The organism is Acinetobacter sp. 226 (assembly GCF_048147925.1).
In the GTDB taxonomy this organism is placed as follows: Bacteria; Pseudomonadota; Gammaproteobacteria; order Pseudomonadales; family Moraxellaceae; genus Acinetobacter; species Acinetobacter pecorum.
In genome coordinates, this window is record NZ_JAYWYX010000027.1 from 24,765 (window position 1) to 47,350 (window position 22,586).

19 protein-coding genes are annotated in these 22,586 nt (G+C 40.3%); 5 read left to right on the forward strand and 14 right to left on the reverse strand.

Features of this window, described 5'->3' with window-relative positions; all coding sequences use genetic code 11:
* Nucleotides 1-292: 292 nt before the first annotated feature.
* Nucleotides 293-1,750, forward strand: a complete 1,458-nt coding sequence (locus VXP95_RS12755) for a DASS family sodium-coupled anion symporter (RefSeq protein ID WP_416680606.1) — start codon at nt 293-295, stop codon at nt 1,748-1,750.
* Nucleotides 1,751-1,897: 147 nt separating this feature from the next.
* Here VXP95_RS12755 and VXP95_RS12760 read toward each other — a convergent pair whose 3' ends face one another.
* From VXP95_RS12760 to VXP95_RS12785, 6 genes are all read right to left on the reverse strand, one after another.
* Nucleotides 1,898-2,116, reverse strand: a complete 219-nt coding sequence (locus VXP95_RS12760) for a hypothetical protein (RefSeq protein ID WP_416712152.1) — start codon at nt 2,114-2,116, stop codon at nt 1,898-1,900.
* 92 nt (nt 2,117-2,208) lie between these two features.
* Nucleotides 2,209-3,900, reverse strand: a complete 1,692-nt coding sequence (locus tag VXP95_RS12765) for an ATP-dependent nuclease (RefSeq protein ID WP_416712153.1) — start codon at nt 3,898-3,900, stop codon at nt 2,209-2,211.
* A gap of 58 nt (nt 3,901-3,958) precedes the next feature.
* Nucleotides 3,959-6,598 (reverse strand): bifunctional aconitate hydratase 2/2-methylisocitrate dehydratase, encoded by a 2,640-nt coding sequence (locus VXP95_RS12770; RefSeq protein WP_064102672.1) that lies wholly within the window; start codon nt 6,596-6,598, stop codon nt 3,959-3,961.
* A gap of 297 nt (nt 6,599-6,895) precedes the next feature.
* Nucleotides 6,896-7,165, reverse strand: a complete 270-nt coding sequence (locus VXP95_RS12775; RefSeq protein WP_416680612.1) for a hypothetical protein — start codon at nt 7,163-7,165, stop codon at nt 6,896-6,898.
* A 205-nt stretch (nt 7,166-7,370) separates the two neighbouring features.
* Nucleotides 7,371-7,730 (reverse strand): hypothetical protein, encoded by a 360-nt coding sequence (locus tag VXP95_RS12780; RefSeq protein WP_416680613.1) that lies wholly within the window; start codon nt 7,728-7,730, stop codon nt 7,371-7,373.
* Between the two features lie 113 nt (nt 7,731-7,843).
* Nucleotides 7,844-8,278: an I78 family peptidase inhibitor gene (locus VXP95_RS12785; RefSeq protein ID WP_416712154.1), complete on the reverse strand. Its 435-nt coding sequence runs from the start codon at nt 8,276-8,278 to the stop codon at nt 7,844-7,846.
* A gap of 348 nt (nt 8,279-8,626) precedes the next feature.
* On the opposite strand from VXP95_RS12785, the gene xseA reads away from it, so the two are divergent.
* Together xseA and xseB are read left to right on the forward strand one after the other, a co-directional pair.
* Nucleotides 8,627-9,898 (forward strand): exodeoxyribonuclease VII large subunit, encoded by a 1,272-nt coding sequence (gene xseA, locus VXP95_RS12790; RefSeq protein WP_416712155.1) that lies wholly within the window; start codon nt 8,627-8,629, stop codon nt 9,896-9,898.
* On the forward strand, nt 9,888-10,082 hold the full coding sequence (gene xseB / locus VXP95_RS12795) for an exodeoxyribonuclease VII small subunit (protein WP_064096484.1): 195 nt from the start codon (nt 9,888-9,890) through the stop codon (nt 10,080-10,082). The genes xseA and xseB overlap by 11 nt, the downstream gene beginning before the upstream one ends.
* A gap of 223 nt (nt 10,083-10,305) precedes the next feature.
* Here the strand turns inward: xseB and VXP95_RS12800 are convergent, their stop codons facing one another.
* The 7 genes from VXP95_RS12800 to VXP95_RS12830 all read right to left on the reverse strand — a co-directional run bounded on the left by VXP95_RS12800 (nt 10,306) and on the right by VXP95_RS12830 (nt 20,230).
* Nucleotides 10,306-10,506, reverse strand: coding sequence for a hypothetical protein (locus tag VXP95_RS12800; RefSeq protein WP_064096485.1), 201 nt, complete (start codon nt 10,504-10,506; stop codon nt 10,306-10,308).
* Between the two features lie 622 nt (nt 10,507-11,128).
* Nucleotides 11,129-11,410 carry a hypothetical protein gene (locus VXP95_RS12805; RefSeq protein WP_064102674.1) on the reverse strand — a complete coding sequence of 94 codons (282 nt, stop codon included), beginning with the start codon at nt 11,408-11,410 and terminating at the stop codon, nt 11,129-11,131.
* A gap of 148 nt (nt 11,411-11,558) precedes the next feature.
* Nucleotides 11,559-11,708: a hypothetical protein gene (locus VXP95_RS12810; RefSeq protein ID WP_171255309.1), complete on the reverse strand. Its 150-nt coding sequence runs from the start codon at nt 11,706-11,708 to the stop codon at nt 11,559-11,561.
* Between the two features lie 150 nt (nt 11,709-11,858).
* The gene (locus VXP95_RS12815; protein ID WP_064096487.1) at nt 11,859-12,128 is read right to left on the reverse strand and encodes a hypothetical protein; all 270 of its coding nucleotides are present in this window, start codon (nt 12,126-12,128) and stop codon (nt 11,859-11,861) included.
* A 262-nt stretch (nt 12,129-12,390) separates the two neighbouring features.
* Complete coding sequence (locus VXP95_RS12820; protein WP_064096488.1) at nt 12,391-12,594, reverse strand: hypothetical protein; 204 nt, start codon at nt 12,592-12,594, stop codon at nt 12,391-12,393.
* A 319-nt stretch (nt 12,595-12,913) separates the two neighbouring features.
* Nucleotides 12,914-17,437, reverse strand: coding sequence for a translocation/assembly module TamB domain-containing protein (locus VXP95_RS12825; protein WP_416712156.1), 4,524 nt, complete (start codon nt 17,435-17,437; stop codon nt 12,914-12,916).
* A 36-nt stretch (nt 17,438-17,473) separates the two neighbouring features.
* On the reverse strand, nt 17,474-20,230 hold the full coding sequence (locus VXP95_RS12830) for an autotransporter assembly complex protein TamA (protein ID WP_416712157.1): 2,757 nt from the start codon (nt 20,228-20,230) through the stop codon (nt 17,474-17,476).
* Between the two features lie 174 nt (nt 20,231-20,404).
* Between VXP95_RS12830 and VXP95_RS12835 the strand changes: the two genes are divergently transcribed.
* Nucleotides 20,405-21,724, forward strand: a complete 1,320-nt coding sequence (locus tag VXP95_RS12835; protein ID WP_416712159.1) for an MFS transporter — start codon at nt 20,405-20,407, stop codon at nt 21,722-21,724.
* Between the two features lie 3 nt (nt 21,725-21,727).
* Nucleotides 21,728-22,363, forward strand: a complete 636-nt coding sequence (gene coq7, locus VXP95_RS12840) for a 2-polyprenyl-3-methyl-6-methoxy-1,4-benzoquinone monooxygenase (RefSeq protein ID WP_416705761.1) — start codon at nt 21,728-21,730, stop codon at nt 22,361-22,363.
* A 41-nt stretch (nt 22,364-22,404) separates the two neighbouring features.
* Here coq7 and VXP95_RS12845 read toward each other — a convergent pair.
* Nucleotides 22,405-22,586 (reverse strand): hypothetical protein (locus VXP95_RS12845; protein WP_416712160.1); only part of this gene is annotated, 182 nt, incomplete at its 5' end.

Consider the following 22,586-nt stretch of genomic DNA (forward strand, 5'->3'; position numbering starts at 1 on the left):
ATCATTCTTTAATTGTGTTTTTAGAGATAAACAACAGGGATTAAAACTATCTATAATATTAAACATTCTTCTATTTAAAAAAAATTTCTATCCATTAAGCGCAAATCAACTCCACCATTATTAATTTATATTTAAAATATATTTTACATAAAAAGTTTAATAAATTTTATTGAGACCACCTTAAAGCCCCTGCTCTTTTTATGGAGAATATGTTACCAGCGCTAGACTTCAATATCAGTTGTGATCATTATGATCAAATAATAATTATTATTATGTGTGGGAGTAAGGCGTGATGGGATTTAAATTAATACCAACATTAGTTTCCGTGGCTATCACATTGATTATCTGGCTTCTTATTCCTATACCACAAGGCGTTACCGCGAACGCCTGGTTGCTGTTCGCCATGTTCATAGGTGTGATTGCTGCCATTATCGGTAAAGCGATGCCGATCGGTGCCATTTCAATTATTGCAATTACTCTCGTTGCAGTTACACGCGTGACATCAGATAACCCCGCTGATGCGATTAAAGATGCGCTAAGTGGCTTTGCTCTTCCACTGATTTGGTTGATTGGTATATCCATCATGATCTCGAAAGGATTACAAAAAACAGGTTTGGGAGCTCGGCTAGGTTATTATTTTATTGCGGTGTGGGGCAAAAGAACGATAGGTATTGGTTATAGTATGGCCCTATCAGAATTAATTCTTGCTCCAGTCACGCCAAGTAATACTGCGCGTGGCGGTGGGATCATTCACCCGATCGTCCGCTCCATTGCTACAAGTTTTGACTCCGATCCGGCAAAAGGTACGGAAGGTAAAATCGGCAAATACTTAGCTTTGGTGAATTATCATTCCAATCCCATTACGTCTGCAATGTTTATCACTGCGACTGCACCAAACCCTTTAATCGTTCAACTTATTGCAGATGCAACCGACATGCAAATTAGTCTGAGTTGGACTACATGGGCATTGGCCATGGTTTTACCCGGGATTGTGGCGCTTGCTGTAATGCCACTTGTACTTTATTTCATGTATCCACCCGAAATTAAAAAGACACCGGATGCTGCGCAGTTTGCCAAAGATCGTTTAAGAGAAATGGGGCCCATCAGCAGAGATGAAATGATAATGCTGTTTGTCTTCGGCGTTTTATTAGTACTCTGGGCAGGGATTCCAGCCATGATTCTGGGTGATATATGGTCATTAGACCCAACTACCACCGCTTTTATTGGATTATCACTTTTGCTTCTCACCGGTGTTCTAACTTGGGAAGATGTTTTGACACATAAGAGCGCCTGGGACACTATTACATGGTTCGCAGCCTTGGTCATGATGGCAACCTTTCTCAATAAGCTGGGACTAATCGCATGGTTTTCCAGCGCCTTACAAGCAAGCATTGAGCAAATGGGATTGAGTTGGGTTCCTGCATCCATGTTTTTATTATTGTCTTATATGTATGCCCATTATATTTTTGCCAGTACAACTGCCCATATTACCGCAATGTTTTCAGCATTTTACATAGCTGGTATTGCAGTAGGTGCTCCCCCAATGTATTTTGCTTTAATGATGGCCGCCGCCTCAAGTATCATGATGACACTTACCCATTACGCAACCGGGACCTCACCTATTATTTACGGTTCAGGTTATACAACGCTCGGTGAGTGGTGGAAAGCCGGTTTTGTCATGAGTGTAATCAATATGCTTATATTTATAGTATTAGGCGGAATTTGGTGGAAAATACTTGGGTATTGGTAAATTCAAAAGATTATGGACTATTTATGAAAATCTGGTGAAAGTCGCAGTCAGGAAACCCAAATACGATATAGTCTTCTGATGTATATAAAATAGCCCCTTAACCTTGGGGCTTTTTAATATCTGAAATTTATAAAAATAACGGTTTAATCAGCTTTCAATGTCATAGACCCAATTACGAGCTTGTTTGTCTGTGATGATTTCACAAACATAGTAGTCATGATTCCATGAATCGGGATGGAAAATTTCCTTTTTGGTGTAGATGACATTTTTGCCTTTTTCGACACAGACAAAGCTGTCACCTTGGTCTTTGACTTGGGTTCCATTGAGGAAACCGCCGATACAGAGGAAGCGGGATTGTTTGGGCATTACTTAAATTAACTTTAGAAAAAAATAAATTATACGGTAATTAAGCGATTTATAAAGTGGGCTCTAAAGACAAAATAATATATTTCAAAGGGTTATACTTTTATAAAGTAATTTTCTATTTGATTAATTAGATTATCTACAAATAAAACATTATGTTGGGCTACATGATCATATGCACCAAAATCATTAATTTTACTTGAAATGAGTTTTTTTACTTCTGTAATATCATCATCTACTATCGTTTTTCCTGCGCTTTTCAATGCATCCTTTAATGCACCACTCCACTTATTTTTATTTTTAGAAAATTTGGTTGTAAATATATCAACATTAAATTTTGTATTAATAATATCTGCATATAATTCAATCTTAAATAGGTCTTCAATTTCTGACTCAACTTTACCTGGAACTATGAGATGTAAATATGAACGCTGATCAATTTCTTTAGACTTTAATAAATTCTGTATAGTATCTTGAGCTGATTGATCATTATCAATAATAACGTAACAAGAACATATCTGATCTTGGTACCATCTTAAATTGTAAGGTAATTTCGATGCACTATTCGTTGAAACAATATTAAGGTCTCCATCTTTAAGCAGTTTTGCAATTTTTATACTTTTTTCTTGTAACAGTTTAATTAATATTATTCGATCTGTTTCTCCCTCTACTAATAATATTTTACTAGAATGCACTAAGTTATCAGATGTTCTAATTCCCAAGCATATTCTTATATCATTTATTTTCTTTACAGCTTTAACTTTATTATTTGAAACTAATAGATTATTTGCCAATTTTTCTCTATCAACAAAAATTGGATTATGAGTTGAAACAACCACTTGACTATCTTCAGCCAACTTTTGAATAGCTTGTTTTAACTCATGCATTGCAGAAGGATGTAAATGGGATTCAGGTTCTTCAATAGCAATAATTGATGCACCATTTATGATTTTATTTCGATCTTTTAATAATCCAATCGCTGTTAAACTTTTTACGCCATCCCCCTTAAATTTAATATCTGTTAAATCGCCATCATCAATTTCAATTAAATAATCTTTTCTTAAATTAGCTCGACGATTATTTTCTAAAATACTTAATTCAACATTATTGATATTTGGCAAAAATTTATGTAAAGATTCTTGAATTGTATGTGCAACCTTATCTAAAACAGGTTTTTGTAACTCTTCTATAACATTTAATGCCTCTTTAAATTTACTTTCACTTTCTAGCTTTCTTAGCTCTTCTTCAATCATCTCATTAATTACACCTATTGCTTCATGCTCAGTTCTAATCGCGGGTATATAAGTAAATTGAATCTTACTAGCTATATATTTTGCTATTTGATTTGATTTTTTAGATAGCGCTGCACTTCCTCTTTTAGGGACTAATACTGTGGATAAATTATTTTCATCAAAACTTATTTCTATACACAAGCTCCCATTAATCTTACTACCAATTTCTTTCCTAAATTCAATTTTTTCTATTTCAGATAGTTCGAAATCTATTTTAAAAGTTGTAACCTTCTTAATTCTAGGTTTCTCTTGAAGTGAAATTGGAAAATCTCTGTCCCATTCATAGGAATTTTTTAATTTAAATATTGTTCTTCTAGTGCTAGGAAGCTGGTAACCATGTAACTTTAAAGTATCCATTGCTAGTCTTAGAGCCATTAAGACTGTGGTTTTACCTTCATTATTTTTTCCAACCAAAACTGAATAATTTCCGAAATTGATTTCACTTCCCTCAGTAATACTTCTAAAATTTTTTACTGTAAATTTTGTTAGTTTCATAAAAAAGCCCCACCTAAGTGGAGCTTTTATAAACTACTTTAAATTAACTATCAACAAATTAAGCTAATTGAGCAGCAGCAATTTTCTTGGTATCGATGTCTTTAGCAGCATCTGTATACTCGCTCATCTTGTCGAAGTTCAAGTATTGGTAGATGTCAGCAGACATGCTGTCGATTTGAGCAGCGTACTGTTGGTATTCTTCTGGAGAAGGTAATTTACCCAATACAGCAGCAACAGATGCAAGCTCAGCAGATGCTAGGTAAACGTTCGCACCTTGACCTAGACGGTTCGGGAAGTTACGAGTAGAAGTCGATACACAAGTCGTGTTCGGTGCTACACGTGCCTGGTTACCCATACATAATGAACAGCCTGGCATTTCTGTACGAGCGCCAGCTTTACCATAAGTATTGTAGAAACCTTCTTCCATTAACTGGTGTTCGTCCATACGAGTTGGAGGAGCCAACCATAGACGAGTAGATAAAGAACCACCAGGTACTTTGTCTAGAAGTTTACCAGCTGCACGGAAGTGACCGATGTTAGTCATACAAGAACCGATGAATACTTCATCAATTTTCACGCCTTGAACGTCAGAAAGAAGTTTTGCATCATCTGGGTCGTTCGGGCAGCAAAGAACTGGTTCAGTAATCGTAGAAAGGTCGATTTCGTACACTTTAGTGTATTCAGCATCAGCATCAGCTTTAAGAAGTGATGGATTTTCCAACCATTTTTCCATGTTCTCAACACGGCGCGCCATAGTACGAGCATCGCCATAGCCTTGTGAAATCATCCACTTCAGCATAGTGATGTTAGAACGTAGGTATTCAGCAACTTTCTCTTCAGAAAGCGTGATCGCACAACCAGCAGCAGAACGTTCAGCAGAAGCATCAGAAAGTTCGAATGCTTGCTCAACAGTCAGGTCAGTTTCCATTTCTGTCAGGTCGATCTCAAGGATACGGCCAGAGAAGATGTTTTTCTTACCTTTCTTCTCAACAGTCAGGTCACCTTCTTGGATCGCTACGTAAGGAATTGCATGTACCAGGTCACGTAGTGTGATACCAGGTTGCATTTTACCTTTGAACTTCACAAGAACAGACTCTGGCATGTCAAGTGGCATAACACCAGTTGCAGCAGCGAATGCTACCAGACCAGAACCCGCAGGGAATGAAATACCGATTGGGAAACGAGTATGTGAGTCACCACCAGTACCAACTGTATCTGGAAGAAGCATACGGTTTAACCAAGAGTGGATAATACCGTCACCTGGACGTAGAGAAACACCACCACGGTTCATGATGAAATCAGGAAGCGTGTGTTGCATTTGAACGTCAACTGGTTTTGGATACGCAGCTGTGTGACAGAAAGATTGCATTACCAGGTCAGCAGAGAAGCCTAGGCAAGCCAAATCTTTAAGTTCGTCACGCGTCATCGGACCTGTTGTATCTTGAGAACCAACAGTTGTCATACGTGGTTCACAGTAAGTACCTGGAACAACACCTTGACCTTCTGGAAGACCACAAGCACGACCAACCATCTTCTGAGCAAGGGTGAAGCCTTTGCCAGTTGCAGCAGGTTGTACAGGCGTACGGAACAGTGTAGAAACAGGAAGACCTAACTCTTCACGCGCTTTAGTAGTCAAACCACGACCAATGATCAGGTTAATACGACCACCGGCACGAACTTCGTCTAGAAGTACTGGAGTTTTAAGATCTGCTTCAGCAATTTGCGCGCCGTCTTTGAACGCAGTTACTTTAGCAGCAGCTTTGTCGATCTTAAGGGTGATCTCGTCGCCCATGTTCATGTTTGCTACGTCGATTTCAACTGGTAACGCACCAGCGTCTTCCATTGTGTTGAAGAAAATCGGAGCAATTTTAGAACCCAGGCAGTAACCGCCTTCTTTTTTGTTCGGAATATGCGGGATTTCGTCACCGAAGAACCAAAGTACAGAGTTAGTAGCAGACTTACGAGAAGAACCTGTACCAACAACGTCACCTACGTAAGCAACTTTGTTGCCTTTCGCGATCAGTTCTTTGATCTGGTTTAATGGACCAACTTCACCCGGAACTTCTGGGTTGATACCATCACGTTCGTTTTTCAGCATTGCATTTGCGTGCAATGGAATGTCTGGACGGCTCCAAGCGTCTTGAGCTGGAGACAGGTCATCAGTGTTGGTTTCGCCAGTGACTTTGAAAACTGTCAGTTTGATTTCTTCAGGAACATCTGGACGGTTTGTGAACCATTCAGCATCTGCCCATGATTGAAGAACTGCTTTCGCATTTTCATTGCCTGCACGTGCTTTGTCAGCAACGTCGTGGAACGCGTCAAATACAAGAAGCGTTTTTTTCAATGCTTCAGCTGCAAGTTCAGCAAGCTCGGCATTGTCTAAAAGTTCAACTAAAGGCGCTACGTTATAACCACCAAGCATAGTGCCCAGTAAGTAAACCGCACGTTCTTTAGAAACAAGTGGAGAGGTTGCTTCGCCTTTTGCCAATGCAGCTAAGAACGCAGCTTTTACATATGCAGCTTGGTCAACACCTGCTGGTACACGGTTTTCAAGCAAATCTACCAAGTATGCTTCTTCACCAGCTGGCGGATTTTTTAGTAGTTCAACTAATGCAGCAGTTTGGGCATCGTCAAGTGGCTTCGGTGGGACTCCGAGTGCGGCACGTTCTTCAACGTGTTGGCGGTAAGCTTCTAGCACAGTGTTATTCCTCTTTTTTAAAAAATTACTTATGAATTCCTGCTTATTTCAAGCTTCACAAATAATATGGACTCCGAAATTTTACTAAATTTCCAGTTAAAAGTTAATGCAACTCAAGTGTTTCTTTGTGATGCTCGTTATTTTATAACTAAATGATGCCCTTAATGATTATTCCATAATCAGTTCCAGCTTACACCACATGAAACGAGCGCATGAATTGACTCTTTTAACGGAATTTAATGTATAAAAAAGGCAACCATGATGTTGCCTGATTTGAAGTGAAAAAGATACTCCACCTTAGTGTACAGTGGTTGAGTTTAAATACTGCTGATATGAGTTGCGGCAGCCTTGGAATTTCACCACACATTCATCTTCACAGGTTGTACTGTGATTATTGCTGGCAAAGGAAATATCTATCTGATAAAGCTTTTTATCCTGTTCTAGCATCTTCTTTAAAATGACTTTATCACCGATGCTGAGTACATAGCGGCTTCCGCCAATAATGACCACACCTTCTTCATCTTCCAAAAGCAAATCCGAATGATGCAAATATCTTACGACTTCCATATAGTGCTACTCCTCGGTTAATTGGAGTTAAGTTCATTATTCAGTATTAAGATAAGCTTTTCTATATTTGAGATTTAGAAATTGTCACAAAGTGTGCATTTGCTTAGGCTATTTTTATTCAGTCGTATTTTAAATGTTGATGGTTAAATATTTTGTAGTTGTAATATTTACCGAGTGATTTTAGTTATTCATAAAAAACCGTTCCTTAGAACGGTTTGTAATCTGGTAATTCATCATGCGGAGTCGCAATACACTTTGCAGTAAATTCAGCGCGAACTTTTTCACGAGCTGCTTTTACATCTGTCTTGATCTCAGCTTCTGGAAGCGCATAAACTTCATCAATAATATCCAGTATAAAACCTTTAGTGATTTCATCGTCGATCTTGTTGGCATGCTCAATTGCTTTTTCTTTCTCAATTGCATTCTGACGATCCAGCATAATGGTACGCGCTGCATTACCGACACTTCGACAATAACCTTGCCACTGCTCTTCAGGGGTTAAGGGTTTCTTCTCGGCACAACCAGCCAGAGCCAGCATAAACGATAAAGCCAATAACTTTTTCATGAATTTCTCCTTCCGAGGGGCAATATAAAAGATCGGAGAAGATTTGTCATTTCAAAATGCCGGTCATGCTAAATTTTAAAAAACTCCTCAATGGATTTCTTCAATCTGCATGATTACCCGCATGAGGCCTGAATAATCTTTTTACTTACAGGATCCACCGTTACAGTCACCCGTTCTTCACGATAATCCATGGTTACTGCTTGTCCCGGCTCGACCATACGTACAATTTGTGCTTTGGTTTTTTGCTTGATTTGTTCTTCATTCAGATTAAATTGACCGACCAAAGCCGCTGCCTGATCAGCAATACATTTAGGTTGATTCAAGTGCAGCAACTCCCACTCCTCGACAACCTGACCATTCTTTAAATGACAATATCCAACCTGACCCTTACTTTCAGTGCGGATTTCAATCTTGCCACCCTGCTTAACACAATACTCACTTGCGGGATTTGCCATCCCTATCTTAGGAGTTTGCGTTTCTGATGATGGCATGGTGGTACATGCGCTTAAAGCGATAGCTAATATACTCAACAGTATTGTTTTTTTCATGAGAGCTTATTCTTTCTTAATCATTCTTTGTCAATCTAGCATATTTTTTAATCACCATCAGGCCCAAGTCTGTATAGATTTTTAGCCCTTATAATTATTAAAAACTGAAAATAAAACAGCAATAAATTAAGCTCTATAACGCTTTGAAATCTCGAGTAAAAGAATACATATCAAATAAAAGAAGAGCTTTAAAATAAAAATACAATCAATTAACATTTCATGTAGATATTTATACATTCCAACAGAATTACATTGTAATTACATAACTCCTATCTATTCTTACTTTTAAATTTGTGATCTAAGCGGGATTGATTTAATATTTGATTGAATCTTAAACTTTCTATTGGCATGACAGACGATCCTCAACTCTCCCTTAAGGAATATCTTGCTACGGTGCAGGAAGTGGTCAAACAGACTTTCGATACGCCGGTATGGGTCAAAGCCGAGATTCGAAATTTAAGCATTAAAGCCGGCCATTATTATCTTGAGCTGGCAGAAAAAGAAGCGGATAGCGATCAGGTCATTGCCAGTTGCCGTGCAACCATCTGGAAATTTAGTGCCCAGAAAATGGTCTCGCAGTTTGAACGTGAAAGCGGGATTGAACTGAGTCGAGACCTAAAAGTGCTGATTAAGGTCAAAGCCAATTTCGATCCACAGTATGGATTTTCATTAAATATCGTCGAAATTGACTCAAGCTACACGTTGGGAGATATTGCCCGGCGCTACCAGCAGATTGTCGAGCGATTGACGGCTGAAGGACTCATTCAGCGTAATAAAAATTTGCCCAGTCCCTTTGATCTAAACCGGGTTTTAGTAATTTCTCCCGAAAATGCAGCAGGACTTGGAGATTTTAGAAAAGATGCCGATGCATTACAGCGAGCACAAGTGTGTGAGTTTATTTATCACAGTGCGACTTTTCAGGGAAATACGGCCCCTCAAAATATTATGCAAAGTCTGGCACAAGCACTTAAACAATGGGTGCAGACCTATGAGACTGCACCGGATCTGATCGTCATTATACGGGGCGGCGGTGCAGTCAATGATCTGGCTTATTTGAACGATTATGATCTGGCTGCCCTGCTCTGCAAACGCTCGGTACCCATTTGGGTCGGCATTGGCCATGAGAAAGACCGTACTATTCTGGATGAAATTGCGCATCGTTCCTTTGATACTCCAAGTAAAGTCATTGCAGGCATCCGCAATCATATAGTTGAACTGACTCAGGAGGTGGCGAACTGTCTACAGCGGATTCAGCGTTTATCTCAACAACAGATTCAGGCTTACCAGAACCAGAATGATCATTTTTTTAAACTGATTCAAACTCTGGCCAATAACCAGATTCTCGATGCCCTGCAACGTCTGCAACAAATCAAGTCTAATACTGCCAGTCTAGCCCAGCAGCATACCCAACTCATGAATCAGCAGCTTGATGCCCTGATGCGAGAAACGCTGCTACAAAACCCTCAACACGTTTTATCCAAAGGTTATGCCATCGTTCGCCAGCAAGATCATGTGATGAGTTCAATTACTCAAATTGATAATCAGCAGCCTGTTCAGATTGAATTACACGATGGCCTATTTTCAGCACAGCTCATACAGGTACTTCCTCATGAATCATGATACTTTAAGCTTTGAAGAAGGTTATAACATCTTGAAAAAAAATGCGGAACTGCTGGAATCCCAGCAAGAACCAGATATCGACAACTTGATGAGAATCGTGGAAGAATCCATGACTGCATATAAGGCCTGTAAAGCACGCGTTGAAGCGGTGCAAACCGCTCTCAATGAGACCTTTAAAGAGTAAATCTTTTTTCACTCAAAAGATAACTTCGGCTATTTATTGTTTTATTTGATCTGATTTAGAAGATCTCGTAATGGAGAGCTTTTTATGAAGATGAAAAATAAGATTAGTGATCATTTTTTTAGGTATTTTTTACTCAATAGCTTGACTCATTAAATGAAAAATACTGCAGCTCATATTTCTTCTACCATACAATAAAAAGCCCAATATTAAATTGGGCTTTTTATTACTCTTCTATTTCAATCGGGTCGCCATCTTCAGGTCGAATATGACGTGTCCCGTCATCTGCAGGATCAACACTTGAACCGTCTTTGGTAATAGCGTTGTACATTTCATCCTCTTTCTGATCATCGATAAACTCTTCATCTTCAAAATCTTGAGGCACATTATCATCGTCAAAGTTCAACGGCTTTTCTTCATCTATCATGGCGGTCCCTCATTTATTTAACCAAGAAAATATCATGCTCAAATATTTACGGGATTCATTCAATAGTTAACGATGATCATTTGTGTAACTGAATAAACAAAATAGAGGTTTGAATTTTGGTCTTCTCTGTTCAAAAAATCCTCCTTAGAAAGGAAGGCAACAACTGGAAGAAACTACAGCTATAGAATATAGAGTTCTTTAATATAAGATTACATCAGTTTTTCAATTAAAAAACCTCTTTAACCTTTTGAATAAGCAGGCTAATACTGTAGTCAATATCTCTATATTATGTACATTTTCTTATTTTTCATAAAACATATATAGCATTTCAAATTTATAAATAGAATATAAAGAGTATTAATAATCTTCACCTTTATATTCATTTTAAATTACATTTCATTGAATGAAATGTACATCTAAAAAAAGCCTATCTAGCGATAGGCTTTCCCCTTCCTCAATTTTGCGCTGATTCAGGTATGTTGTTAAAATGAACAACATGCAGAGCATAGGCAATTTCTAAATAAAAATATATAATCATCCATAAGCATATAAAAAAACTATAGTTGCATAATTAATAGCTATAGTTGTTGAATTAATTAAAGATTTTAACCATCAATATACTTCAAAATTTACTTAATTGACGATACATATATGTCATAAATAATCTTTTATCCTGATAATCAGGAATTTCAAACACCCAAAAAATATAATTCTTAGATCTTAACTTAAACTTGATATTTACTGTCTTTATCTGAATAGTTGCCTCATCGTTGCGCATCTCGACGAATAATTCTAAAATCAAGGCAAAGAATCTAAGTTTATCAATTGCCTTATAACGTGATGTTTTGTGTAGTCTTAAAGCCTCAGAATATATAAGTTCACACCATTCATCTTCATCGCCCATTTTTTCTCATTTAATTATTTAAAATAGCCAATGTAATAGCTTTATAGCACGCTGAGTATAATAAAACTGCTTTTAATATGAATATTAAAGTTATAAGCTTTTAGAAAATAAAAAAGCTCACTATTTTATGAGCCTTTTTATAAAAAAATCAGGAATGTGAAGCTGCAAATTCTTGCAAGACAAACCGTTTTACACTTTCATCAAAGTCAGGCTTTGAAAGAGCGAGCTTGCCATTTTTCATAGTTTTATAACAATAACTTGCTGCAACTCCCATACCTACCAAAGTTAACAACTTCATTGTTTACCTCATCACCGGGAAGATTTAAATATAAAGTTATCATTCAAGTTTGTAGCTTTCCAATCCAGTTTTGATTATTTTCTGTACTACATGTTACTGAATGTATGAATAATAACTAGAATCCAGCCTATGATGAGTCAGTGTGAAAACTTAACAGTTAATCTGCGCATCAATCCAGTTAATGAAATTTTCTTTATCAGTGAATTTTGGCATAGATCCTAAATTTATGATTTCTTTAGCACCAAATTTTCCTGCTACAACATGAGGTGTTTGAACCCTAAAATCCAGAGGATCACTTTCATGTAGAGTTTTAAAATACTCTATTGATTTATCAAATTCGCTTTGATTTTTAAAATTTGGACGCTCTATTAAAAATTCATAAACTTGTTCTAGAGCTGGCAAATAGTTATTTCTAGGCATTCTTTTTTCTCTAAAATAATGAGTTATGATGAATCCCTATATTGAATGAGTAAGGATTGGAATATTCCACTATTTCTTAGGGTTTATGTAAATTAGATAATTACAAGCTTAAATCAAAACTATCAGATAAAGCCATAAAAAATGAGCATATACATACACTCATTTTTTGACGTACTAAGATGTCGTGTATTACTTAAAAAATTTATTAGGAATAAATTCACCAAAATGGCGGCTACTCTAACTTTTAGCTCAAGATTGGAGTCTAATTCACGCTATGAAGGTCCAGCTCTTCATTGGTCGCCAATACAACAGAAGCTAAAATTGGTATACCCAAAATGAAAGGCACAGCAAAAATCCATAGCACGATGGTTACATCTGGGCTAAAGAAGAATTTAATAACTAATGCCGCCAAAATAAGTATAGAAAATAGTATCGCAGAAAAACGGATGATAAATTTAGTCGACATACAAAGATGCTCTTATACAAAAAAAATTGTATTTCCAATATACACCTAATTTTATTATGGGTTTATTGATTTTTAGGCAGTTATTCTATCTTTTAATTAATTTTTTATATTTTATTGGGGTCATAACATAAGAAGTATTTAACTTTCTTAGGAGATAAAATCGCCAGGATTTAGTCATGTTGGATGAATTATTTATTTCTATTGAGCTTAATTTTAGACATTCATTGTTTCCACTGATTGATACTTAAACTGGATGATTTTATGATAAATAAAAATTTTCTACATAAAAAGCCCTCAGTTGAGGGCTTTTTTACTGCGCTTAGAAGCGCCAGTTATAGAACAAGTCTATTGCACGCTCTAAGGACTGACTAGCTTCTAAGTAAAGACGCTGATTTACCTGATAACGTAAAGTCAGTTTATTTACTGGTGTAAATACCCCAACTCCATAACGAAGATAGAGATCTGGCGTAATGTAACCAGTCACAGAAACCTGCGTATCATCTCCTGTTCCCTGTGCATCCAAGGCTAAGCCACTCAAGCCAAAACTACGCCCAATCTGGTTAGTCAGTGCACGGGTACCACCCAAGCCCAGACTGATACCTGCGGCAGCGATCGTATTATTTACATCAGACCTGAATCCTTCAGTCTGGTTTAAACCAGATGCACCTTCATTGATACGACCGGTAATCAAGGCATTTAAGGCTTCCTGCTCTGACAAGCCCGCATCATTATAAATCTGAATGCTTGGACTCGATGCAGTACCCGTTACGCGCACCCCAACCGTACTACCCTGAACCATTTTATTGGCATCAATGTCTAGCGTCGGATTGGTGAGTTCACCATTAAAACGCGCGATGGCACGATTCAAATCCAGACTCTGACCATAGGCTTCGATTTTCACCCGTTGTGATACCCCGATTGCACCATTGGCGCGCATTGCGGTTTCCAGACCACGCTGTGACAGGTTCACTCGGCCTAATAGCGGGATACGACTATCAAAGCCCTGGAAGATCACCTGATTACCCAAAGAAACAGCCACATCCGCCCGGATATCCCATGGACGTGCCGCTCTCAAAATCGCCAGTTGATCCTCACCTTCACGCACGACACGTACATCTGGGGATAAGCCGACTACCGGTTCCGAAGCTTCAGGCATTGAAATCAGTGCACGCGGTACATCTACCGTGCCACTTAAACTCAGTTTTTTATTAAATGGATACATGTCCAAGGTCAGATCAGGCGTCACCATGGCCGTAATTAATGGTGCCTGACGAATCAGCAGATTTTCACCTTGCAGTTTTAACTGTACCCTTGGATCACCTTTCCAGTCGACTGAACCGGTTAATTTACCGACACCCTGACCACTGTTAAATGCCCCATTAATGCTGGCAGAGTTCTGACGTATGGATGAATATAGTTGTACATTGGTCAGATTCACCGGCAAAGAAATCATACTGATCGAGGCATCTTTGACCCGAAGCTCACCTTCCAGCAAAGGATCCGTTAAAGTGCCACCAATCTTTCCGGCATAGGATAAAGTCCCGTCCAGATTACGAATGTCCTCAATAAATGGTTTAAAGACCTTGAGCTGTACCTGGTTAAAGGCAATTTCGCCACGCATCGGTTTGCTGTCCCGATATGGGTCAATAATCACATTGGCATAACCTGCACCTATATCTGGAGTTTTTACATCCAGGCGAAGCTGCAAGCCTTGTGCCACACTTTTTGCTACCAAGCCAACTTCATCGTATTTTAGCGTAGAACCTAAATATTCCGGGTCTTCAGAAGATAAACCTACAACGCCATTTCGGGTGACCAGACGTGCATCAATTTTTGGTTTAGCCCCTTGTGCCCAAGCTGCCTTGGCATAACCATTGACTTTACCTGTCAACGCCAATCCATCAGGCAGGAATGCGCTGAAATCTTCCAGATCAAGGTTTTGGGTAATAAAAGAGACACTACCTCCAGTTTTATTGACCCGGATCGGCTGATCAAAACACAACTGGCTTTGTTGACTCATCCAGCAATGAGCACCGATAAACAGACTAGACTGGGCAGTATTATAAATCACTGCCGCATTTTGACGCTGCACCAAATGGGCGCGCAAAGAGTCGAAGTCACCTTTTTGAATCTGACCCAGCCAGTTATTTTGTGCATTAAAGCCACCAGCCAGCTGAACAAAGAATTTTGACAGTTTATTTTCTGCCTGAACTTTAAGTATATGCGCAGAACGTGTGCCGGCGAGTGATACTTCGCCTCGAACAATTTCCCGTGAGCCATTACGCAAGCGATCCATTGTTGCAGTTAATAAGGTTGGTGTAGTCTGCGATGTTGGCAACTGTCCACGAATACGGACTTTCTGTACGCTGAACAGGTTTTTAAAAGCAAAATTGTCGATTGAAAGATTTGCCGAAGCCTGCAAACGCGGTTGCGCCTGCATATTGATATAGCCCTGCGCACGACCTCTTAAGCCCGGATATAACTCATACAATGCCGGCGCATTCACCTTCAGTTGCAGGTTTTGTGCATTTCCAGTCGCCTGAATCTGGTTGCTGGCATAAGACAGGAACAGGTTATTGGCTTCAAATTGCTCTGGAACAAAACCGCGCTGATTTGAGTTAATAATGACCGATAAATTACCTGTACCACGTACCGGCTTATTATTCAGCATACCGGCCAGATTCAAACGTTGAATCTGAATGCGTTTTAAGGCATCTGACCAGACACCACGAGTTTGTACATTGCCAGATAATTCGCCCTTCAATTGAGCATTAAAGTATTGTGGTTTAAAGCGGATGAGTGAAGCATTAATATCCCAACCGATACCATTCTTCAAATTGACCAGACCGCTCGCGTTAATCTTGCCAGCCACACCATCATGACGGAATTCATTGACTTTCAGTAGCTCGGGTGTACCTGAAACCCGAAGTTTCAGCATGCCCTGACTGGCTTTAAGCTGACTAGCATTTAAAGCGCCATCATAATTGACTGCATAGCCTTTAAATCCACCGCCAGCTTTTTCATTATGGAATAACAGGGCAATAGTACTGTTACCAGTCAGACGCACAGTTTCATTCTGCTCTGCCAAGCGTCCGGTCAGGTTGACATTATTCAGTTTAATAATCTGCTGATTCGGTTGTGCATAGCCATTGGCCTTGATCTGGCCATTCAAACGGTCTACCGGTGAAGCTGCTGCAATACTTTGGGTATTTAAATTTTTGGCATTTAATACCGCTGTCCACTTCAACTGACGTTTTTCTTGTGGCAGTTCAATCCGTGCATTACCGCTTAAGCTACCTGCCTGTGCATTGGCATTATAATTAAAACTTGGGACATTCAGGATATTATTTTTCAGATTGAGCTTGGCCTGATACATGCCTGCAGGCAAAAGACCTTGTTCATGCTGCTCGACTTTGGTCGCCACATGAATATTCTGCTGACCTTCAACCAGTGCCAATTTGACATCACCAGACTGACTGCTGAGCCAGCCCACATAAGGTACGGCGCGATCAATATTTTTCCAGGCAACATCCAGTAGCATCGGTTGTACTTTATCATCTTTGATCGGGTTTTGATCCAGCTTCAGATTCCAAGTTTCATAGCGGTCGAAATCAACCAGTCCGGTAAGGTGCAGGCCATTTTCCAGGTTACCTGCGGAAGCAATCTTTCCATCCAGACTTGGCGGCAAGAAATCTTGAACCACTTGCGGAATACGTTCATGTTTAGGATCAATCCCATTCAGGCGTCCGGCTAAATCCCAACTGACCCGATCTTTCCAGCCCACTGTTCCAGCAAGGCTAACTGCACCTTTCATTAACTGACCATTTAGGTCAGTAATATTCAGCTGATTGACCAGATCGGTAAACATCACCGCATTATATTGACCTTGCGGAATATTTTCCCCAATCAGGTCAGTATCAACATTCAGATCCAGACGTTTGATATCACCATTAAACTTGGCAACCCCGTCTTTGCTAAACAGTTTCTGCTCAGTCAGAATAGGCCAGTGATAATCCTTGAACTGTAACTCGCCGCGCATCGGTACCTGTGGACGCATTGGATGTACGATAACCCAACCCGTCAACAAATCAGGCGTATTGGTCGCTACTCCTGCCTGAATAGTATCTAGCGTTCCACGCACCCGAACCTGAATGTCATGAATATTCAGGCTTTCTCTTAAAGAAGGCAGATTGAGGATACCCGTGGCATCCAGAGGATATTTGCCTTCGAACTGCATTTTACCCGTGGCTTCACGTAGCGAAAGATAGCCCATATCCATCCGGGAATCTTCAAAATTTAATTCGGTGCCGGACCAGAGTGCATCATTTAATTCAATATTGTAAAAATCCACGGCATTGGTCTGGGTGTTAATGACCAGATGATCCAGCAACAGATGATCGACACGCAGTATAAAAGGCAAGCGGATAGCATTAAACTTGAATGGTTCGCCTGTAGACGGATTTTTATTAATAATTTGCAGATTGCGAACATCCGCCTCTGTAAGATGAATTTCTTTTTTGACAATTGCCCGCCAGCCCAGTTTGACATCAGCACGATCAATTTTGACATCCACCGGTTTTAAAGTGACGAGCACATTTTTAAGGATAATCCCACGCCATAAATTACCGCCTTCATATTCATAATGAATAATTTGCTGGCGTTGCAGCACCTGATCCAGCAGAAATTTACTGCCCTGATTGGTCGAAAACAAGAGAGCCAGCACAGACAGCAGAAAAATCAGGGAGAAAAGTACTGACAATAAGATACTTCTAAATATACGCCGCTTTTTCGGCACAACGCTATTTTGTGGTTCTTGTTCTGGCTGTGGTTGGTTCTCGACCATGATCTACCCAAATAACTATTTTTTAAAATTGAAGTTTTATAACTGTGATCCAATAAAGAAATGTAACCGAATCGGGTGATTGTCATCAGACAGCCCCGTCGCAATATCTACACGTATTGGCCCAATCGGTGAAGCCCAACGTAAGCCTACCCCCGCACCATATTCGGTCGGATTACTGAATTCCTTATTATAGGCATTTCCGGCATCTGCAAAGACCGCAGCACGCCAGCCTTCCTTAAACTGATAATTATATTCTAATGAAGCCACACCCAAGGCCTGACCACCCACTTTAAAACCGTCAATTTCCGGAGAAAGGCTCTTGTAGTCAAAACCGCGAATACTCTGGTCACCCCCGGTAAAATATCTCAGGTTATATGGCACTTTGGCAAAATCATCGGTAAAGATATACCCCAAATCCATCCGCCCAACAAACTGATAATCTGCATTTTCACCCAATGAATAGATAAAACGCCAGCCTGCATTCACAATGGCCATATCCGCATCGGATAATAAAGCCTCGCTACCCAGCTCAATCTTATAGGTTTGCTTGAAGCCCTTGGTCGGATTGACCCGACGATCGCTATCGGTACGTGAAACTTCATAACCAACGAGCAACGATTGCTGTTCATCTTCGGTATTAAAGCGAAATGCTTCTGGAATCTGGTTAAAATCGACAGAACCATCCTGTGTTAAGCGATCCAGACGATAACGGGCTCCAAAAGTACGCTGCCAGTTACCCAGTGGATTTTTAATAATCCGGTCTGCACCTAACACTGCTGATTCAATCATCAGTCCTTGGCCCTGTGCGACGCTATCACGTTCTTCACGTTCGTAGCCCCCCACAATACTGACATAATCATTCAGCGGATGGTTATAAGGAATATTATAACGTCCATCAATCGACTGGCGGATGCCTGACAACTCGATATTGGCATCAAAAGAGTGGCCACGCTTATTTACAATAGCGCGCCTGTATTGACCACGCAGACGGATATCGGTATCTGTTCCATAACCCAGACCCAGCTCTGCACTGTTTACCCGGTCTGCATTTAAAGTCACGATGACCGGGATTTTCTTCTCTTCCCGTGCCTGTTCCTTTAAACGATCCTGTTCATTTTCTTTGGTCTGCTGCTCAACCCGTAAGGTTCTTAAGTTTGGATTTTCCTGATCACGGCTACCGGCAAACTGATCTTCATCCACGACATTCTGGGTCACCTCCTGAGAAGAGGCTGGCGAGCGGGCAGGTTTTTTCTCTACAGACTGATCTTCAGAAAGTTTTTGTTCTTCAATCAGCTGCTGAATATCCGGTGCCAATTCCAGTTCCTTTTCAATCGGATCAGGGCGAACCGCATCGACCATGGTATAGTTAAAGTAGCGTGAATTGGTCAGATTGTTGGCCAGGCTATTGACTCGCCAGAAGGTATAATCCGCCCCATCTTTCCAGGTAACCAGACTTTCGAGTACATCGCGGTCGAGTGGGAGTTCCTTTTCAGGATCACTCATTCTGAACTCGACATTCCCCAGCTTATAACGATCACCAGTCTCAAAACGAAGATTCACATCTGCCGTATTCTGTGGCAATGCAATCCTGACATCATGCATACGCCAGTATGAATCAAAATAACCATTATTATTGGCTGCAGTAACAATCCGGTTCTTGGTCTTTTCATAATCACCATGATTAAAAATATCGCCATCTTGCTGTTCAGGCAAAATACTGATGACCTGAAATTGTGGCTGCTCTGCGCCAGCGCCAGTAAATTCCAGGTCATAACTGGTAATAATCACAGGTTCATTCGGTGTGACAAAAACACGAAGCCTGCTGTCTGATACTTTTTCAAACCTGAACTGGGCATCGTAATAACCCACCGCCTGAGCTGCCTGCCGTGACAGTGTCCGCAATTGAGGTAAAGCTGAATTAAAATCGCCAAAAGACTCCTGGGTAAAACTGGAGAGCTTGGCTTTGACATTATTTCTTAAATTCAGATAACCTTGGGATTCACTCTTGCGATTCAGTGTGCCGTTGCTTTGCGCCACACCTTCCTCATTCACAATGACGACGTCTGCATTAATCCGAGGAACTCTTGCCGTCATAATCTGGCGTGGCGGGCGGATCTTATAAAACAGTCTTTTAAAAATATTTGGCCGCTTGTCATTTTCAGGTGAAAGCGAGTCTGGTATTTCTGCTAAGGTCATGCCTGCTTCGTTGTTTTGCACCATAATCTGGCTGTCTGCCTGAATGGACTGCATCAACTGATCCACATTGACCGGCGCCTGATTGATTTCCAGCAGTTCTTGCTGGCTGATATCTGCGACTACAGTTTCGGTGGTCTGGCTATTGCGATAATTTTGCGCTTCCTGTTTGGCTTGTTCAGCCACACGATAAATTTCATTGGCCATGTTTTGGTCAATAGTCTGAACTGGCAATTCTTCCAGATCATCAAATTCGATTGGAGTAAATTCATCTAGACCCGATCCTGCATTTTGCTGTTGTTCCAGCATCAGCATACTGTCAACTGGCACTTCCTGTTCTAAAGCTTCTTCAACTTTTTCTTCTGCTTCTGTTTCAGACGTAACTAAGCCCTGACGAATCGCCTCTTTGGACAGCTCATCTACCATTTCTGCCTGGGAAATAGCCACGGGCGTTTCGGGCTGTTCGGTTTGTGCCATGCTCTGATGGGATAACATCATAAAAAAGATGCTCATACACAGCTGCATACCACTGTGCGGTGGTATATGAGGCCCCATACTGCGATTTAGCATCGTTTTTTTAAAATTTTTCTTTGCAGGCATAGCAAACTCTAAACGAATACATTCTTTAATTGATTATTTGACCGAAAAATATAAGCTAAGGAGCTTAATTAATTGGTTTTTACCTTTACATAGCTGAAAGTATCTTACATGATTTTTCTCAATGTTTACGCATAACTGACATTTCTTAATAAAACTTAATGTAGCACGGCCTATATGAACAAAAATGAACATTTGTTAGCTTCTCGGCGCTTTCTTCCGATGTTTCTGACTCAGTTTTTCGGTGCATTAAATGATAATGTATTTAAGCAAGCGTTACTGCTGGTCATCACTTATGGCTGGATTCAACAGCAATCAGCCAGCATCAGCACCTTGAATAATCTGGCGGCTTTACTATTTATTCTCCCTTATTTTATTTTTTCGGCCACTGCCGGTCAGATTGCCGACAAATACGAACGTTCACAGCTGATTCGCTATCTCAAGCTTCTGGAAATTGTCATCATGCTGCTGGGAACTATCGGTTTCCTGCTGGGCAATTTATGGATTCTGTTATTTGCCCTGTTCCTGATGGGAACCCAGTCCACTTTCTTTGGCCCGATCAAATATGCCATTTTACCTGAAGTCCTGAAACCGGATGAACTGATGTCCGGCAATGCCCTGTTCCAGTCTGGAACTTCTCTGGCAATCCTGTTCGGTATGATTCTGGGCGGCGCAGTTATTGCAGCTTCGGCTGGCAACCTGATTTGGATCAGTTTAACCATCATCAGCATCGCACTGATAGGTTATATATCAAGCCGTTATATTCTGAAGCAAAACATTTCCGCACCGGAGTTGCAAATAGACTGGAACTTTTTTCGTACCAGCTTGCAGACTTTGAAATATGCCAAAAGCTTACCATTGGTTTTTACCATTTTACTGGGCAATTCATGGTACTGGTTTTATGGTGCAACCTATCTGACCCAGATTCCTCAGCTGACGTTACAGAATCTGCATGCATCTGAAAATGTCGCCAGTCTGCTCTTAACCTTTTTCTCTGTCGGGATTGGGTTAGGCTCATACTTATGCCGTAAAATTGGTGGCAGTCAGGTCAATATCAAGATGGTGCCTTTTGGGGCAATCGGTCTAGTAGTGTTTGCCTTATATCTGGCCTCGAGTCTGGCCTTTGTTCCAGAACGTGCAGGTGCATTAATTGGTCTGGCAGAAGTGTTCCAGCAAGGCTGGAGTTATTATCATGTGATGCTAGCCATTACCTTGCTCGGTATTAGTGGTGGTTTTTATATTGTCCCGCTGTATGCCATGATGCAGGCGCATTCTCCACGCTCACATCGTGCGCGTGTGGTTGCAGCAAATAATATTCTGAATGCCGTTTTCATGGTATCTTCTGCTATATTTTCTATTATTATTTTAAGTATTCTAGAGCTTGATCTTAAAATACTTTTTTGTATTACTACAGTATTAAGTGGCCTGTTTACTTTATGGTTACTTTACCGCCTAAAACCAATGATCAAAATCGCGAAAGCACCCTTGGAGGATTAATTCATGCGTCAATATACAGGTCTGGATAAGTTGATTCATTCTTTTGACCAGGCATTACGCAGTCTAGTCCCGGGCACGACTTCAGCGCAACGTGAAAACCCGGCCCAACCGGTAGAAACGCAGTTAACGGTCAGTGATGCACGACATGTAGCCGGTTTAATGCGGGTCAACCATAGTGGTGAGGTCTGTGCACAGGCGCTGTATCATGGTCAGGCCATGACGGCAAAACTCCCGAATGTGCGTCGTGAAATGGAACAGGCTGCAATTGAAGAACAGGATCATCTGGCATGGTGTGAAGACCGTTTGAAAGAACTGGATAGCCATACCAGTCTGCTCAATCCGGTATGGTACGGCCTTTCCTTTGGTATGGGCGCAATTGCCGGAATCGCAGGTGATAAATACAGTCTGGGTTTTGTGGCTGAAACAGAACGTCAGGTCAGCATGCATTTACAGCATCATATTAGCCAGTTGCCCGCTCAGGATGAACGTTCTCGCCGTATTCTGGAACAAATGAACGAAGATGAACTGCACCATCGGGATACAGCTTTAAAGGCGGGTGGTGTAGATTTGCCCGTTCCTGTCAAAATCGCCATGACAGGCATTTCCAAGCTGATGACCAAAACCAGCTATTTTATTTAAACCAGATATTTTCATTTTTAGCCCACTCATTTGTGGGCTTTTTAATAAGTTTCAAATCTTGAGCAAGATAATATTAACTCAAGGCATGTGGTGATCTTATTACTTTTAAGCTCTATAAAATAATAGAGATTTCCTACAGTATTCTTCTCTGCACACGACAAAAAAACAAAAAAGTCTGTTAAAGCAAAGGCATAATAGTAATTTTTAAGACGAATCAGACCAT

Bases quoted from the DNA above. Each gene is read 5' to 3' on its own strand.
- VXP95_RS12755 (WP_416680606.1), top strand. From the start codon at position 293: ATGGGATTTAAATTAATACCAACATTAGTTTCCGTGGCTATCACATTG.
- VXP95_RS12760 (WP_416712152.1), bottom strand. From the start codon at position 2,116: ATGCCCAAACAATCCCGCTTCCTCTGTATCGGCGGTTTCCTCAATGGA.
- VXP95_RS12765 (WP_416712153.1), bottom strand. From the start codon at position 3,900: ATGAAACTAACAAAATTTACAGTAAAAAATTTTAGAAGTATTACTGAG.
- VXP95_RS12775 (WP_416680612.1), bottom strand. From the start codon at position 7,165: ATGGAAGTCGTAAGATATTTGCATCATTCGGATTTGCTTTTGGAAGAT.
- VXP95_RS12780 (WP_416680613.1), bottom strand. From the start codon at position 7,730: ATGAAAAAGTTATTGGCTTTATCGTTTATGCTGGCTCTGGCTGGTTGT.
- VXP95_RS12785 (WP_416712154.1), bottom strand. From the start codon at position 8,278: ATGAAAAAAACAATACTGTTGAGTATATTAGCTATCGCTTTAAGCGCA.
- xseA (WP_416712155.1), top strand. From the start codon at position 8,627: ATGACAGACGATCCTCAACTCTCCCTTAAGGAATATCTTGCTACGGTG.
- xseB (WP_064096484.1), top strand. From the start codon at position 9,888: ATGAATCATGATACTTTAAGCTTTGAAGAAGGTTATAACATCTTGAAA.
- VXP95_RS12800 (WP_064096485.1), bottom strand. From the start codon at position 10,506: ATGATAGATGAAGAAAAGCCGTTGAACTTTGACGATGATAATGTGCCT.
- VXP95_RS12805 (WP_064102674.1), bottom strand. From the start codon at position 11,410: ATGGGCGATGAAGATGAATGGTGTGAACTTATATATTCTGAGGCTTTA.
- VXP95_RS12810 (WP_171255309.1), bottom strand. From the start codon at position 11,708: ATGAAGTTGTTAACTTTGGTAGGTATGGGAGTTGCAGCAAGTTATTGT.
- VXP95_RS12815 (WP_064096487.1), bottom strand. From the start codon at position 12,128: ATGCCTAGAAATAACTATTTGCCAGCTCTAGAACAAGTTTATGAATTT.
- VXP95_RS12820 (WP_064096488.1), bottom strand. From the start codon at position 12,594: ATGTCGACTAAATTTATCATCCGTTTTTCTGCGATACTATTTTCTATA.
- VXP95_RS12825 (WP_416712156.1), bottom strand. From the start codon at position 17,437: ATGGTCGAGAACCAACCACAGCCAGAACAAGAACCACAAAATAGCGTT.
- VXP95_RS12830 (WP_416712157.1), bottom strand. From the start codon at position 20,230: ATGCCTGCAAAGAAAAATTTTAAAAAAACGATGCTAAATCGCAGTATG.
- VXP95_RS12835 (WP_416712159.1), top strand. From the start codon at position 20,405: ATGAACAAAAATGAACATTTGTTAGCTTCTCGGCGCTTTCTTCCGATG.
- coq7 (WP_416705761.1), top strand. From the start codon at position 21,728: ATGCGTCAATATACAGGTCTGGATAAGTTGATTCATTCTTTTGACCAG.